The organism is Streptomyces sp. AN091965, assembly GCF_022698285.1.
Classification (GTDB): Bacteria; Actinomycetota; Actinomycetes; order Streptomycetales; family Streptomycetaceae; genus Streptomyces.
Map to the genome: position 1 here is coordinate 7,212,282 of NZ_JALDMY010000001.1, position 15,300 is coordinate 7,227,581.

A 15,300-nucleotide genomic window follows, 5' to 3' on the forward strand; every position below is an offset into this window, starting at 1 on the left:
GGCCAGGCGCGGGGTGGCTGCGCCTGGCCCGGGTGGGGTCAGGTGAGGGCCGCCGTGAGGGACGGGGCCACCTGTTCGATCTGCCAGGCGCGGGCGCCGTGCGCGGCGAGGGCCGCGGACACCGACTCGACCCCCACCGGCGCGGGCGGCTCCCAGCACACGCGCCGCACCGTATCCGGAGTGATCAGATTCTCCTGCGGCATGTTCAGCCGCTCCGCGAGCTCCGAGACGGCGGCCCGCGCGGCGGAGAGCCGCGCCGCCGCGGCGGGGTCCCGGTCCGCCCAGGAGCGGGGCGGCGGCGGCCCGGTCACGGCCTGACCGGGCTGCGGCAGCTCCGCCTCGGGCAGCGCCTTGGCCCGCTCCACGGCGGCCTGCCACTGTTCGAGCTGGCGGCGGCCCATGCGGTGGCCGAAGCCGGTCAGGGCGGTCAGGGCGTGCACGTTGGCGGGCAGGGCGAGGGCGGCCTCGACGATGGCGCCGTCACTGAGCACCTTGCCGGGCGAGACGTCACGGCGCTGGGCGATCCGGTCGCGGGCGGTCCACAACTCCCGTACGACGGCCATCTGCCGGCGGCGGCGCACCTTGTGCATGCCGGAGGTCCGCCGCCAGGGGTCCTTGCGGGGCGGCGCGGGCGGCGCGCCGGCGATGGCGTCGAACTCCTGGCGGGCCCAGTCGAGCTTGCCCTGCCGGTCGAGCTCCTTCTCCAGGGCGTCGCGCAGGTCGACGAGGAGTTCCACGTCGAGGGCGGCGTACCGCAGCCAGGGCTCGGGCAGGGGGCGGGTCGACCAGTCCACGGCGGAGTGGCCCTTCTCCAGGACGTAGCCGAGGACGCTCTCCACCATCGCGCCGAGTCCGACGCGCGGGAATCCGGCGAGGCGGCCCGCCAGCTCCGTGTCGAAGATGAGCGACGGAATCATGCCTATTTCCCGTAGGCACGGGAGGTCCTGGGTGGCTGCGTGCAGCACCCATTCGGTGTCGGCGAGGGCGTCGCCGAGGCCGGACAGATCGGGGCAGGCGACGGGGTCGATCAGCGCGGTGCCCGCTCCTTCGCGGCGGAGCTGGACGAGGTAGGCGCGCTGGCCGTAGCGGTAGCCGGAGGCTCTCTCGGCGTCCACGGCCACCGGTCCCGTACCAGTGGCAAATGCCGCGATGACCTGCGTGAGTGTGTCCTGGTCCGCCACGACGGGCGGGATGCCGTCGCGTGGTTCGAGCAGGGGTGTGGGAGTCCCGTCGACGGAGACGCCTGTGACGCCTTCGTCCGGAGGAGCGCCTCCGGTGGTTCGCAGTGAGCTGTCTGCTGCGGTCTCTTGGGCGTCGGTCACCTGTCAAGGGTATCTGTGAACGGACGGCGCCCGTCGACGGAACGTTACGTCGACGGGCGCGCAGGGGGTGTAAATCAGTCAGTGGATGATTCCGGTGCGGAGGGCCACCGCTACCATTCCGGCCCGGTCTCCGGTGCCGAGCTTGCGGGCGATCCGGGCGAGGTGGCTCTTGACGGTGAGTGCGGACAGGCCCATGGAGACGCCGATCGCCTTGTTGGACTGGCCCTCGGCGACGAGCCGCAGGACCTCGACCTCACGGCCCGACAGCTCGCGGTAGCCGCCCGGGTGGCTCGGGGCGCCCGGGGGGCGGCGGTGCATGCGGGAGGCGGCGGAGCCGATGGGGGCGGCGCCCGGACGGGTGGGGAGCCCGACGTTGGTGCGGGTGCCGGTGACGACGTACCCCTTCACGCCGCCCGCGAGGGCGTTGCGTACGGCGCCGATGTCGTCGGCGGCGGACAGGGCGAGCCCGTTGGGCCAGCCCGCGGCGCGGGTCTCGGACAGGAGGGTCAGGCCGGAGCCGTCGGGAAGGTGGACGTCCGCGACGCAGATGTCGCGGGGGTTGCCGATGCGGGGACGAGCCTCAGCGATGGACGAGGCCTCGATGACGTCCCGTACCCCGAGGGCCCACAGGTGGCGGGTCACGGTGGAGCGGACACGGGGGTCGGCCACGACGACCATGGCGGTCGGCTTGTTCGGGCGGTAGGCGACCAGGCTTGCGGGCTGCTCGAGGAGAACGGACACCAGGCCTCCTGGGGGTGGCGGCGGGACGGGCCGGCTCGGGGATGAAGCCGGGGCGAACCGTACGTTTCAAGGTCACAGACCTCTTCGGCACCTCCTGTCCCGGGCTTTAGGGGATGATCACGATTTGGTGAGTAACAATTCGGGGCGATTCGGACATACGATCGATCATCCGACGATTCACCTGGGCGTATGGCGCACCCGGCGCGTCAAGCGGGCGCACGCGCCCCCAACCCGTGCGACGGACCGACCGCCGTTCCGAGTGACGCCCCGCCGCCGCCCCGCGGCCTCAGCTCGGGCGCGGGCCCCGGCGCTGCGGCAGCGTCACCACCGAGCCGTCCACGGGCCCCGCGGGCGGCAGCCCCGCCACCTGGCACAGCAGATCGCACCACGCCGCGAGATGCGCCCCCGCGTCCGGTACGCCCCCCGCGCCCTCCCGCGGCGTCCACGAGGCGCGGATCTCGATCTGCGAGGCGGGCGGCCGCTCCGCGAGCCCGCCGAAGTAGTACGACCCCGCACGCGTGACCGTCCCGCTCGGCTCCCCGCAGGAGAGCCCGCGCGCCTGGAGCGCCCCGGTCAGCCACGACCAGCACACCTCGGGAAGCAGCGGATCGGCCGCCATCTCCGGCTCCAGCTCCGCCCGCACCAGGGTCACGAGCCGGAAGGTGCCCTTCCAGGCCTCGTGCCCCGCCGGGTCGTGCAGCAGCACGAGGCGCCCGTCCGCCAGGTCCTCGTCGTCCTCGACGACCGCCGCCTCCAAGGCGTACGCGAACGGCGCGAGCCGCTGCGGCGGCCGCGTCGGGTCGATCTCGACCTGCGGCCGCAGCCGTGTCTCCCGCAGCGCGTCGACCGCCGCGCGAAAGGGCGGCGGCGCCGTGTCCGCCACCACCCCCTGCGCCCCGTCCATCTCGCCAGCGCCGTCCGACCGTTGTCCCTGAGCCGCAGCCATGCGGGGAACATTAAGGGGAACTGCGGCTTCGCGCAGTCACCCCGCCGTTGCGCGGCGAGGTGTTCCGCCCCCGCGGGCCGCCCGCACGCCCCGCCTCCGGCCTCGAACACCGACGGGCTTTTCCGCCGCGGGACGGGCCGTGCGAGACTTTCCCGGTGACTGTCAACGACCAGGCCACCGGCCAGCAGCCCGCAGCGACGTACGACTCCGCCTTCCTCAAGGCGTGCCGGCGCGAGGCGGTGCCGCACACGCCCGTGTGGTTCATGCGGCAGGCCGGGCGCTCCCTGCCCGAGTACCGCAAGGTCCGTGAGGGCACCGCCATGCTGGAGTCCTGCATGCGGCCCGACCTCGTCACCGAGATCACCCTGCAGCCGGTGCGCCGCCACGGCGTCGACGCCGCCATCTACTTCAGCGACATCGTCGTCCCGCTGAAGGCCATCGGCGTCGACCTCGACATCAAGCCGGGCGTCGGGCCCGTCGTGGAGCGGCCGATCCGCACGCGCGCCGACCTCGCACAGCTGCGCGACCTCACCCCGGACGACGTCTCGTACGTGACCGAGGCCATCGGCATGCTGACCGGCGAGCTGGGCGCCACGCCGCTCATCGGGTTCGCCGGTGCGCCGTTCACCCTCGCGAGCTACCTCGTCGAGGGCGGACCGAGCCGCAACCACGAGCACACCAAGGCGCTCATGTACGGCGACCCGCAGCTGTGGGCCGACCTGCTCGACCGGCTCGCGGAGATCACCAGCGCCTTCCTGAAGGTCCAGATCGAGGCGGGCGCCTCCGCCGTGCAGCTCTTCGACTCCTGGGTGGGCGCCCTCGCGCCGTCCGACTACCGCCGCTCCATCATGCCCGCGTCCCGCAAGGTCTTCGACGCCGTCGCGTCGTACGGCGTGCCGCGCATCCACTTCGGCGTCGGCACCGGCGAACTGCTCGGACTGCTCGGCGAGGCCGGGGCCGACGTCGTCGGCGTCGACTGGCGCGTGCCGCTCGACGAGGCGGCCCGCCGCGTGGGCCCCGGCAAGGCGCTCCAGGGCAACCTCGACCCCGCCGTGCTCTTCGCCCCGCGCGAAGCCGTCGAGGCGAAGACCGACGAGGTGCTCGCGGCAGCGGCCGGACTCGAGGGCCACGTCTTCAACCTGGGCCACGGCGTGCTGCCCTCCATGGACCCGGACGCCCTGACCCGGCTCGTGGAGTACGTGCACACGCGCACCGCCCGCTGACCCTCACACCCAGCAGCCGGGGGCCCGCGGCACCTCGGGCGGTTCCGGCGGTTCCGGCGGTTCCATCCAGGGGTTGGGGCCCGCCCCCGGCACCGCGCAGTGCACCCCCGCCCCGCGCCGCGCCGCCGTGCGCGCCGCGAGGCGGGACAGGGCGGGCGGCACCCCGTACACCAGATGACAGAACCGGTCGGGGGAGTGCCGCGCCGTCCACGGCGGAGCGCTGAACGAGCGCAGATACGTCGTCCAGTGCCCCTCGAAGGTGACGAGCAGATCCGCGGCCCGCGCATAGCCCGGCGACGCCGGATGCGTGCCCGGGTTCAGGACCACCGGCGCAAGGCCGCGCTCGCGCGCGCGGCGGACCAGGCGCCGGCAGTGGCGCAGCTCGCCCCGGCCCGGCGCGATCCGGTCGAGGAAGCAGCCGTCGACCCGGTAGAAGTCCAGGTGCCGGTCCAGATCGGCGGCGACCTCGCGGGCCGGGCGCCCGCCGTACGCCGCGTCGACGTACCCGAGCACCGGCACCCCCGCCGAGCGCAGCGCGTGCGCGGCGGCGGCGAACGCCGGGTCGGGGGCCGCGCCCGGCCCGTCGGCGGCGTTCAGCACGACGCCGTACAGGTGGGGCGCGACCGCCACGAGCGCCCGCCAGGCCGCGGGGGCGGCGGCCGGGTGGACGTACAGCGGGACGAGCAGCGGACTCATCGCCGGTCCGCGGGGACGCGCGCACCGGCGTCCGTGACCCCGTCCGCGGCCCACAGCGCGGCCAGCGCGTCGGCGAGGTCGTGCCGCGGGCGCCAGCCGAGGACCCGGTCCGCGGCCCCGATGTCCGCGCACTGCCAGGGCACCGCCGCCGAGCGGCCCGTGGCGGGCAGCGACTCCTCGATCCGGCCCCGGAAGCCCGCCGCCCGCACCAGGCCGTGCACCAGGTCGCGCACCGGCTCGGCCCGGCCGCTGCCGATGTTGAGCAGCGGCGGCACCGGGCCCGGCGCGGTCACCGCGAGCTCCACCGCCCGCGCCACGTCGCGCACGTACACGAAGTCCCGGAACGCGGACAGATCTCCGACGCGGACCGTGCCGTGCGGCGACTCGCCGACGGCGCGCCGCAGTTCGGCGGTGAGCCGCCCCGGCAGGCCCGCCGCGGGCGCGCCGGGGCCGACGGGGTTCGTCACGCGCAGGGCCACCGCGTCGAGCCCCGACGACGTCACTGCCAGGGTGCCCGCCAGCTTGGTGGCGCCGTAGGGCGCGACCGGGTGGGCCGGGCCGTCCTCGGCGGTGCGCGCGCCGCGCGGCTGGGGGCCGTACTCGGCGGCGGAGCCGAGGTGGACCAGGCGGGCGGCGGGCGCCGCCGCGCGCAGCGCCTCGCACAGCAGCGCGGGGCCGCGGGAGTTGACCTCCGCGAGGGTCAGGGCGGTGCCGCCGACCGCGCCCGCGCAGTTCACCACGGCGTCGGGCGCGGCCCGCACCAGCAGCTCCACCAGGTCGCCGGGGGCGGCCGTGGCCAGGTCGCAGCGCAGGTCGGCGGCGGGGGCGCGGCCGCAGGTGCGCAGCCGGGCGCCGGGCAGCGCGCGCAGCCGCTGCGTGATGTGCGTGCCCAGGTAGCCGGTCGCGCCCAGGACGAGTATCCGCACGGCTCACGCCCCCTTGAGCAGCAGGGAGCGGTGGGTGGTGAACTCGGCGTTGGCGCGGTCGTAGTCGTCGGGGCGGCCGATGTCCAGCCAGTAGCCGTCGAACGCGTAGGCGTGCGGCGGGTTCTCGGTCTTCAGGAGGTCGAGGACCAGCTCGTCGAAGCCGAGCGGCAGGCCCGGCGTGTACGGGGCGAGCGTGTCCCGGGAGACGCCGTAGACGCCCATGGAGACGCGGTAGTCGACGCTCGGCTTCTCGGTGAAGGCGACCACGCGCCGCTCCTCGGTGGTCAGGACGCCGAAGTCGATGTGCACCTCGCGCGGGTAGGTCGCGATGGTCAGCGGGGCCCCGGACTCCTGGTGTCTGCGCAGGACGTCCGCGAAGTCGAGGTCGGTGAGTATGTCGCCGTTCATGACCAGGAAGTGCTCGGGGAGGCGGTCGAGCATCGTGAGCAGCGGGCCCATGGTGCCGAGCGGGCTCTCCTCGGTGGAGTAGCCGATGCGCAGGTTCCAGCGCGAGCCGTTGCCGACGTAGGCGCGGATGATGTGGCCGAGGTGGCCGATGGCGATGGTGCAGCTGGCGAACCCGGCCGCGGAGAGCTGGCGCAGGACGATCTCCAGGATCGCGTGCTGGTCGCCGATCGGGACCAGCGGCTTGGGCAGCGCGGTGGTGTACGGGCGGAGCCTGACGCCCTTGCCTCCGGCGAGGATGACTGCGTGCATGGAGGTGCTCCCTGTCTGTGAGTCGGTGGTGATGGAGCGTCAGATGTTGTAGATGTCCGTCTTGTAGCGGGCCAGGTTGGCGGGGTCGAGGAAGAACTCCACGGTCCGGGCGAGGCCTTCCTCCAGGCCGTGCTCCGGGCTCCAGCCGGTGGCCTCGCGCAGCCGGGTGGCGTCCGCGACCAGGCGCAGCACCTCCGAGGCTGCGGGCCGCACGCGCTGTTCGTCGGCCCGCACGTCGAGGGCGGTGTCCATGACCTTGCCGATGAGGCGCACCAGGTCGCCGACGGAGATCTCACCGCCGGTCCCGGCGTTGAAGGTGCGGCCGAGCACGGCGTCGGCGGGCGCGGTGCCGACGGCGAGGAAGGCGCGGGCGGTGTCCTTGACGAAGGTGAAGTCCCGCGTGGGGCGCAGATCGCCGAGCGTGACGGTGCGTTCCCCGGCCGCCACTTGGCCGATCACCGTCGGGATGACGGCCCGCATGGACTGGCGCGGGCCGTAGGTGTTGAACGGCCTGAGCGTCACCACGGGCGTCGCGAAGCTCGCGCAGTAGCTGTCGGCGAGCCGGTCGCCGCCCGCCTTCGAAGCGGCGTACGGGGACTGGGTGTTGATGGGGTGGTCCTCGGTGATCGGCACGGTCAGCGCGGTGCCGTACGTCTCGCTGGTCGAGGTGTGCACCAGGCGCGGGACCTCGGCGTGCCGCACGGCCTCCAGGACGTTGAGGGTGCCGGTGACGTTCGTGTCGACGTAGGAGTGCGGCGCCCGGTACGAGTACGGGATCGCGATCAGCGCGGCCAGGTGGTAGACGATCTCGGCCCCGGTGACCAGGGCGCGGGTCGAGCCGGGGTCGCGCACGTCGCCCAGGACGACCTCGACCTCGGCGAGCACGTCGGGGGGCAGGGTCTCCAGCCAGCCGTACGAGGAGAAGGAGTTGTACTGGACCAGCGCGCGCACGCGGTGGCCCGAGGCGACGAGCTCCTCGGTGAGGTGCGAGCCGATGAAGCCCTCGGCTCCGGTGACGACGGCGAGCGGTGCGGACGTCATGCGGGTCTCCTGGCGGTCGTGGTGGGTCGAGCGGTGCGGGAGGCGCTGTTCAGCTGTGGGCGGTGGGGCTGCCCAAGTGGCGTACGGCGGCGCCGAGCAGGGCGAGCGCCGCCGCCGTACAGCCCACGAGCTGGGCCGTGCTCGCGGGCAGGTCCGACAGACGGGGGAGCGCCGTGGCCACGGCCGCCGCGCCCAGGCACAGCGCGGCGGACGCCCAGGCCACGCCGAAGGCCTGGAGCAGCAGCGCCGTCCACAGGGCCGCGCCGAGGGCGAGCAGCGGGCCCGGGGAGGTGCCGGTCAGCGGGATGCCCACGGCGAGGGACGCCAGATACGCGGCGACGCACAGGCCGAGCGCGCGGGCGGCGCGCAGCCGGAAGCCGAGCGGTGTGGTGGAGGCCCGCAGCGCGGCCATCGCGAGCCCCCGGAAGCGGTAGAGCAGCCACTCGGCGGGGCCCATGCTGAGGGTGAGCACGATGACGGCGTACGGGTCCTGGAGGCCCGCGGCCGTCGCGAGGGTCCCGGCGGCCAGCCCGAACAGGCCGTACGGCAGCGAGCGGACCAGGTGCGGCGGGGCCCCGGCCGCCGGTGCGGTGGCCAGGGCGGCCCGCAGGGCGAGCCCCGCCGCGCCCGTGGTGAGCAGCACGGTGAGCACCGGCAGGCCGATGCCCAGCGGCGCCGGGGGGTCCCACCAGGGCAGCGCGGCCGCGCCCGCCACGACGGGCAGCAGCGCGACGGCGAGCCGGCGCTCGTGGCCGAGCACGAGGAGCACGCCGGCCGCCGCCAGATAGCAGGACTGCCCGGCCGCGAACGCGGCGGCGGACCCGGGCCCTGCCACGGCGAGCCCGGTGAGGGCCGCGCACCCGACGCCGGGCGGGGCGCCGCGCAGCAGGGCGCGCGCCGCCTCGTGGCGCCCGGTCACGAGCCGTACGTAGGCCCGGTGGCTGAGCGCCTGCGACCAGGCCCACGACACCAGGGCCGCGGCGATCAGGCCGTGCGGGCCCGTCTCGCCCCAGGCGCCCGAGGCGAGGAGGTAGGCGGCGCCGGGCAGCGCGAAGAGCAGCCCGCGCAGGGCGCACTTGGCGTGGTCGGGCCGCCAGGGGTCGGGCGGCAGCGGCGGCTGGGGATGGCTGCGCGGGACCCGCCGGTAGAGGGCGTCGGCGAGCGAGAACAGGTCGCGGTGCCCGTACTCCTCCTGGATCCGCTCGCCGGTCATGCCCTGCGACTCCAGGACCGCGGCGACCTCGTAGGGATGCACGGCGGCCCCGATGTCCTCGGCGAGTTCGGCGGCGAGCGCGTCGACGGGGTCGTCGGCGCGCGCGGCCCGCAGGCCGGGACGGTGGCCCCCGGGCCGGGCGCCGCACCCCGGGGCGTGCGGGCAGGGGGCGGGGCGCGTGCGGGGCGCCGCTGTGGGCTCGGGGTCGCCCCGGGCCCAGGAGGGCCGTCTGCGGCGGGACGCGGGGCCGGACTCGGGGGCGCGGTCGGGCAGTGCCCAGGACGGGCGGCGGCGCCCGGCGAGCCCGTCGACGCCGTCCTCGCGGGGCGGCAGCGCCATCGGTCCGCTCATCCGGCCGCCTCGCTTCCGGCGAAGTCGTACGCCGTCGGGCCCGGCTCCTGGCCGGTCGACCGCCCGGTGCGCGGCGCGGGTCCGCGCGGATCCCGGAGCGCGGGCCGGGCGCCCGCGGCCAGCTCGCGGTAGATCTCCCGGAACGCCTCCACCGTCTGCCGCAGCGTGAACTGTTCGATGACGCGGATCCGGGCCGCCGCGCCCATCGCGGCGCGGCGGCCCGGATCCGACAGGAGCTCGACGGCCGCGCCCGCCATGGCCTCCGGGGCGCGCGGCGGCACCACGAGGCCGGTCGGGCCGACGGCCTCGCGGACGCCGCCGACGTCGGTGGAGACCGTGGCGCGGCCGCACGACATGGCCTCGATGAGGGTGAAGGGAAAGCCCTCGCTGATGCTGGAGAGCATCACCACGTTGCCCGCGGCGTAGGCGTCCTTGATGTACTCCACGCGGCCCTCGAAGACCACCGACTCGGCGTGGCCGAGCGCGGCGGCCAGGGCCTCGCAGCGCTCCCGGTAGGCCTCGCCGCCGCGCGGGGTGCCGCCGAACAGGCGCAGCCTGGCGTTCGGCACCCGCTCCCTGACCAGGGCGAAGGAGCGGATCAGGGTCTCCAGGTCCTTGATCGGGTCCACGCGCCCGGCCCAGCTCAGGGTGGGCGTGTCCGGCTCGGGGCCCGCGGCGGGGAACGCCTCGGGGTCCACGCCGTTGTAGACGGTGCGGATCAGCGCGGGGTCGGCGCCGCCGCGCTCCTCCCAGAGCCGGTTGTAGCGGTTGCCGGGCGTGATCAGGGCCGCGCTGCGGTACGACTCCTCGGCGAGCAGCCGGAAGAAGCCGAGCAGGACCGCCTTCACCGGCCAGCGGTAGGGGCCCGTGCGGTAGCCCAGGTAGCGCTCGCGCAGATACACGCCGTGCTCGGTCAGCAGCAGCGGCACACCGTGGGTGTGACGGGCGATCAGTCCCGGCAGGGCCGCGATGCCGCCGCTCACCGCGTGCGCCACGCCGTGCTCCGGCGGGCGTGCGGCCAGTGGCCGCAGGGCGTGTTCGAGCAGATGGGTCGCGGTGACGGCGTCGTGCAGTGTGGGGCGGGCCTCGGCCACCGCGAGCCCCGGCGTGCGCCACACCGAGGCGAGCACACTGACCGCGCCGTCGCCGCGCAGGGCCGGGGAGAGGGCGCCGTCCCGGGCGTAGGGGGCCAGGGCGTACAGGGCCGGGGCGAAGGCGCTCTCGGCGGTGGGGTCGAGCAGGGCGGTGAGGAAGGCCTCGTAGTGGGTGAGGAGGTCCCGGCGCGCCCGGCCGCGCGGGGGGCGCCCGGCCGGGTCCGGGCCCCACATGGGCAGACAGACCGGCTCGGCCACGTGCGGCGGCAGCTCCCAGGCGAGCGGCTCGCGCCCGGTGCCGGTCACCGCGAGCACGCCGAAGTCGACGTCGGGCATGCCGCGCACCAACTGGTCGCACCAGACGCTGACGCCGCCGTGGCTGTGCGGGTACGTGCCCTCGGTCAGCAGCGTGACGCGGGTGCGCCCGGACGGGCCGGGCGGGGGTGCGGGTAACGGCACCGTCGCGGACGGTGTGGGCATGGGTGGGGCTCCCCAAGTGACGTCGCGGTGCGGGTGGCGGGCGGCCGTGTGCCGGAGGCAGGCGGGGACACGCCGCGTCGCCTTGGTGCGTGAGAGGTGGAGCGGGCCCGTCGGGGCCCGTGGGCCCGGCGGGTGGTCTTCCCCGCCGTTCCCGCCGCGTCGGCGCGCGGGCGGGAACGGCGGCCCCCGTTGGTCCCCGGCGTGGTGCCGGAGTCGGTGGCGCGGGCCGGAGCCGCCGGTGGCGCGGCCCGGCCCGCGGCCGTTCAGCGGCCGGTCGGCAGGGACTTGGGGGTGTGCCCCGCGGTCCCCGGCGGCACGTACGTCGCCGCGCCGGACGGCACGTGCGCGCGCGGGGCCGCGGGCACCGCAGCGGGCGCGCCGCCGCCCGCCCTGCCGGCCGGGGGTGCCGACGGCAGCGTCAGGGTCACCCGGTCCTGGAGCAGCCCGGGGGAGACCCAGCCGGAGGATCTGCCGGCGTACGGCGAGCCGAACGTCTTGGTGCCGACGACGAGTTGCTGCCGCGTCCCGGTGGGCATGGTGGCGGTCGCGGTGACACCCGCGGGCGCCTGCACGGTCACCGTGTCACCGACGCGGTACGCCGTGACGCGCCCGGCGCCGAGGGCCGCGTCCCAGGCCGCGCGCGAGCGCAGCTCCGCCCCGATGTCGGCCATGCGCGGCTTCACCAGCGGCGCGGACGAGGCGTACAGCTCCTCGTAGGCGTCGAGCACCTGGTCGAGGACGGGGTAGCCGATGCGGTCCTCGGCGAGGTTGGACTGGTGGATGAAGTGCGGCCGCGGGTTGCCCGACAGGGCGTGGCCGAGGGCGATGGCCGACTCCACGGGCACGATGTGGTCCGTGTAGCCGGTCGTGAGGTCGAGCGGCTTGTCCAGACAGGTCGTGACCGGCGAGTTCTCGCACAGACCGCTGCCGCCGTCGGACTTGCGGGTGTAGATCCAGTTGTACTCGTCGACCTGCTCGGCCTCGCGGCCCGCGTTGTAGAAGACGTTCATCGGGTAGCGCGGCACGGTGAGCGAGGGGCCGACCTGGCGCTGTCCGGGCTCGCGGGAGTTGTCCGAGCCGAGCCAGCGCACGCCGTTGTCGCCGAGCGCGGGGGCCAGGTTCGGGTTGTCGTCGGGCTGCTGCGGCAGGACGCGCAGGCCCGAGTGCTCGCCGGTCACCAACTCGCCTTTGTCCAGCGGCAGTTCGGCGCGCTCGCCCCAGGCGCGGTTGAGCGAGACCTGGTCGTCTATCTCGGCCCGCGACACGTACTTCGTACTGCCGTCCGGGTTCTTCGCGCAGCTCCAGGGCACATGGGAGGTGTCCTGCTCGCACCCGAGGAAGGGGTGGTTGTAGGTATGGTTGACCCAGCGGAAGGCGCTCCGGTCCTCGATGAGCTGGTCGGCGAGCGGGTCGTCGCCGCCGTTCTCCTCGCGGTACAGCTCGCTGCCGCCGCCGTTGTAGGCCAGGTCCAGCGGCAGTCCCCGCCGCTCGGACCACTCGGCCGCGTACGCGGCGTCCTCGGGCGTCATCCGGATGCCGTCCTGCTGGCCCTGCCCCGGAGGGCAGTCGATGTCGCCCGGGGTGCAGTTGAGCTCCATGTCCCAGCGGTCGTCGGAGCCGAAGACGTCGTCCACGTGGACGGCGAAGTAGTTCCGCGACGCGCCGACGCGCACGCCCTGCGTCAGCCAGTCGACGACGCCCCGGGCGAGCAGTCTGAACTGCTGCTGGTGCTGGTTGTAGACGAACGTCACCACCAGCTCGCGCCGCCCGTCGTGCCGGTACTCCCCGACGAGCGAGCCGCGGCTCGACCCGCCCGGGGCCGCCGCCTCCACGTACGGGGTGAAGTCGGCGCCCGGCGCGGGCTTCGCCAGATGGCCGTAGCTCTCCCCGACCGTGGGGGAGTTGTCCTCGAAGGGCACGGCTCCGGCGAGGTAGCCGAACGGGCCCGCCTCGCCCGCCGCGGTGACCTCGGCGCGGACGCCGTCGAGCGAACCGCTGTACTCCGGTTTCTGCAGGCCCGCCTCCGGGCGGGCGTAGGTGTAGGCGTCCACCTGCGGGATGTTGTACGTCCGCTCGTAGGCGGCGAGCGCGGCAAGCTCGGCCGAGCCGGTGCCGAACGGATTGTCGTTCGGCAGCACGACGGCCTGGAACCTGGCGCGCGGCCTGCCGTCCACGGTGTCCGCGAGGAAGGCGGCGTCGATCACCGGTCGGCCGCTCCTGCGCAGGTCGACGGTGGTGAACGGCGTGCCCTGGGCGTCGAGTTCGGCGGCGATGGCGGCGGTCGCGGGGCCGCCGTCGGTCACCACCAGGACGCGTAGGTCGATGCGGGGCTGCTCCGCGGCCGTCACTGGCTGAGCGGGCAGCGAGAGCGCGATGAGCAGAGCGCCGGCCCCGAGTGCCGCCGCCCGTGCGGTGCGATTCATCTGGTTGTGGTCCCCTCCGCGGTCGGATCACGACGGTGCGGAACACCGCGGGACCCGCCCCCAACGGCACGCGCGCACAGATCGCGGTGCGTGTCCGTGCCACTCTGACGCGTCACATAGTGCGACTCCGCCGGGGGTGTGGTGCCGATTCCGTGAGATCTGGCGGAAAAGAGCTGGCAAGCACCGTGTGGTGGGGGAGGCGGCTCCTGAGAGGGAAGGGGTTTGACGGAGTGTTGACCCGTGAACCGTCGCCGGGGAGCCGTGCCCGCTCAACGGGGTCGGGTCTGCCTCGCCGCCGAAGTGCTTGGCGGCCACACCTAAGGGGCGTGCGCGGGGGCGCGTTCAACCTCGGCCGCACTCCTGTGGGCGCGCGCGGGAACCGGCCATGTCCGGGGGCGCGCGGGGCTTGACGGCAGGCCGCAAAGCGCGTTCGACCTGCGTTGCCGTCGGGATACGGGGCGCGGACCTTCGGACCTGAGGCCCGGGACGGCGGGGGCGCCCTATTGTGCGGGAGAATTGAAGGGGCCTCGCGCCGGGCGGGCGGCGGAAATTGGTGCGGACCAATGCCCCTTTCCGCCCCCACCGCCCCGCGCGGCGGGGCGCTTCCCGGCCGCCCGTCGGGGCCCGGCCCGCGCCCGCGCACCCCCCGCCCCTGCGCGCCCCGCCCCAACTGGGACGCGCCCCGGCGGCTCGCCCCCCCCGCCGCAGGAGCGCGCTGCGTCAGCCGCTGGCCCCGCGGACCGCCGTCACCGCCTTGCGGGCCGCCACCAGGACGGGGTCCCAGACGGGGGAGAAGGGCGGTGCGTAGCCGAGGTCCAGGGCCGTCATCTGCTCGACCGTCATCCGGGCCGTCAGGGCCACCGCCGCGACGTCGACCCGCTTGGCCGCCCCCTCGCGCCCCACGATCTGCGTCCCGAGCAGCCGCCCCGTCCGGCGCTCCGCCAGCATCTTCACCGTCATCGGCGCCGCCCCCGGGTAGTACCCGGCCCGGCTCGTCGACTCGATGGTCACCGTCTCGTACCGCAGGCCCACCGCCTTCGCGTCCTTCTCGCGCAGGCCCGTGCGCGCGATCTCCAGGTCGCAGACCTTGCTCACGGCCGTGCCGACGACCCCCGGGAACGTCGCGTAGCCGCCGCCCACGTTCGAGCCGATGACCTGCCCGTGCTTGTTCGCGTGCGTGCCGAGCGCGATGTGCCGCTGCTGCCCGGAGACCAGGTCGAGGACCTCCACGCAGTCGCCGCCCGCCCAGACGGCCCCGTCCGCGACGGGCCCCCGCACCCGCATCGACAGGTCCGTGAGCAGCCCGCCGTGCTCCCCGAGCGGCAGCCCCGCCGCCCGCGCGAGCTCCGTCTCGGGCCGTACGCCCATCCCGAGCACCACCACGTCGGCCGGGTACTCGGCGTCCTCGGTGGCCACGGCCCGCACCGCGCCGTCCTCACCGGTGAGGATCTTCGTGACCTCGGCGTCGTTCACCATTGCGATGCCCATGCCGGACATCGCGTCGCCGACCAGGCGCCCCATGTCGGGGTCGAGCGTCGACATCGGCTGCTCGCCGCGGTTGAGAGCCGTCACCTCGAAGCCCCGGTGGAGCAGCGCCTCGGCCATCTCCACGCCGATGTAGCCCGCGCCGATCACCACCGCCCTGCGCCCCCGCGTGGCCCCGAGCCGCTCAAGGAGGGCCTGGCCGTCGCCCAGGGTCTGCACCCCGTGCACGCCCGGCGCCTCGATGCCGGGCAGTCGCGGGCGCCGCGGCCGCGCGCCGGTGGCGATCACGAGCTTGTCGTACGCCGTCCACTCCTCGGAGCCCGAGGAGAGGTCGCGCGAGCGCACCCGCCGCCGGGCCGGGTCGATCTCCACGACCTCCGTTCGCATCCGCAGATCGATCGCGCGGGCCCGGTGCTCCTCCGGTGTCCGGGCGATCAGGTCGTCGCGTTCGGAGACCTCGCCGCCGACCCAGTACGGGATGCCGCAGGCGGAGAAGGAGGTGAAGGAGCCGCGCTCGAACGCGACGATCTCCAGCTCCTCGGGCGCCTTGAGCCTGCGTGCCTGGGACGCGGCGGACATGCCCGCCGCGTCACCGCCGATGACCACCAGTCTTTCGCTCATGCGCCCACGCTACGTCGCCGG

Annotated in this window: 12 protein-coding genes; 1 reads left to right on the top strand and 11 read right to left on the bottom strand. The window is 75.1% G+C overall.

From position 1 onward, the window contains the following. Positions 1–38: 38 nt before the first annotated feature. The 3 genes from MQV74_RS30790 to MQV74_RS30800 all read right to left on the bottom strand — a co-directional run bounded on the left by MQV74_RS30790 (position 39) and on the right by MQV74_RS30800 (position 3,009). On the bottom strand, positions 39–1,322 hold the full coding sequence (locus MQV74_RS30790) for a ribonuclease D (RefSeq protein ID WP_242725022.1): 1,284 nt from the start codon (positions 1,320–1,322) through the stop codon (positions 39–41). Between the two features lie 78 nt (positions 1,323–1,400). Then, a complete protein-coding gene (locus MQV74_RS30795) occupies positions 1,401–2,063 on the bottom strand; it encodes a response regulator transcription factor (protein WP_242725025.1) in 663 nt (220 codons plus the stop codon). A 286-nt stretch (positions 2,064–2,349) separates the two neighbouring features. Further along, on the bottom strand, positions 2,350–3,009 hold the full coding sequence (locus MQV74_RS30800; RefSeq protein ID WP_242725028.1) for a DUF3000 domain-containing protein: 660 nt from the start codon (positions 3,007–3,009) through the stop codon (positions 2,350–2,352). 155 nt (positions 3,010–3,164) lie between these two features. On the opposite strand from MQV74_RS30800, the gene hemE reads away from it, so the two are divergent. After that, positions 3,165–4,232, top strand: a complete 1,068-nt coding sequence (gene hemE, locus MQV74_RS30805) for a uroporphyrinogen decarboxylase (RefSeq protein WP_242725031.1) — start codon at positions 3,165–3,167, stop codon at positions 4,230–4,232. 3 nt (positions 4,233–4,235) lie between these two features. Here hemE and MQV74_RS30810 read toward each other — a convergent pair whose 3' ends face one another. From MQV74_RS30810 to MQV74_RS30845, 8 genes are all read right to left on the bottom strand, one after another. Then, positions 4,236–4,928, bottom strand: coding sequence for a spherulation-specific family 4 protein (locus tag MQV74_RS30810; RefSeq protein ID WP_242725034.1), 693 nt, complete (start codon positions 4,926–4,928; stop codon positions 4,236–4,238). Next, entirely contained in the window at positions 4,925–5,854 is a 930-nt protein-coding gene (locus tag MQV74_RS30815) for an NAD-dependent epimerase/dehydratase family protein (protein WP_242725036.1), read from the bottom strand. Before MQV74_RS30815 ends, MQV74_RS30810 begins: the two co-directional genes overlap by 4 nt. A gap of 3 nt (positions 5,855–5,857) precedes the next feature. Continuing rightward, the gene (locus MQV74_RS30820; protein WP_242725037.1) at positions 5,858–6,571 is read right to left on the bottom strand and encodes a nucleotidyltransferase family protein; all 714 of its coding nucleotides are present in this window, start codon (positions 6,569–6,571) and stop codon (positions 5,858–5,860) included. A 39-nt stretch (positions 6,572–6,610) separates the two neighbouring features. Next, a complete protein-coding gene (locus tag MQV74_RS30825; RefSeq protein WP_242725053.1) occupies positions 6,611–7,612 on the bottom strand; it encodes an SDR family NAD(P)-dependent oxidoreductase in 1,002 nt (333 codons plus the stop codon). 49 nt (positions 7,613–7,661) lie between these two features. Then, positions 7,662–9,176 carry a hypothetical protein gene (locus MQV74_RS30830; protein ID WP_242725056.1) on the bottom strand — a complete coding sequence of 505 codons (1,515 nt, stop codon included), beginning with the start codon at positions 9,174–9,176 and terminating at the stop codon, positions 7,662–7,664. Continuing rightward, the gene (gene pelF / locus MQV74_RS30835) at positions 9,173–10,750 is read right to left on the bottom strand and encodes a GT4 family glycosyltransferase PelF (protein WP_242725060.1); all 1,578 of its coding nucleotides are present in this window, start codon (positions 10,748–10,750) and stop codon (positions 9,173–9,175) included. The genes MQV74_RS30830 and pelF overlap by 4 nt, the downstream gene beginning before the upstream one ends. Before the next feature lie 263 nt (positions 10,751–11,013). Further along, complete coding sequence (locus tag MQV74_RS30840; RefSeq protein ID WP_242725062.1) at positions 11,014–13,173, bottom strand: hypothetical protein; 2,160 nt, start codon at positions 13,171–13,173, stop codon at positions 11,014–11,016. A gap of 720 nt (positions 13,174–13,893) precedes the next feature. Beyond that, entirely contained in the window at positions 13,894–15,279 is a 1,386-nt protein-coding gene (locus tag MQV74_RS30845) for an FAD-dependent oxidoreductase (RefSeq protein ID WP_242725065.1), read from the bottom strand. Positions 15,280–15,300 lie beyond the last annotated feature (21 nt).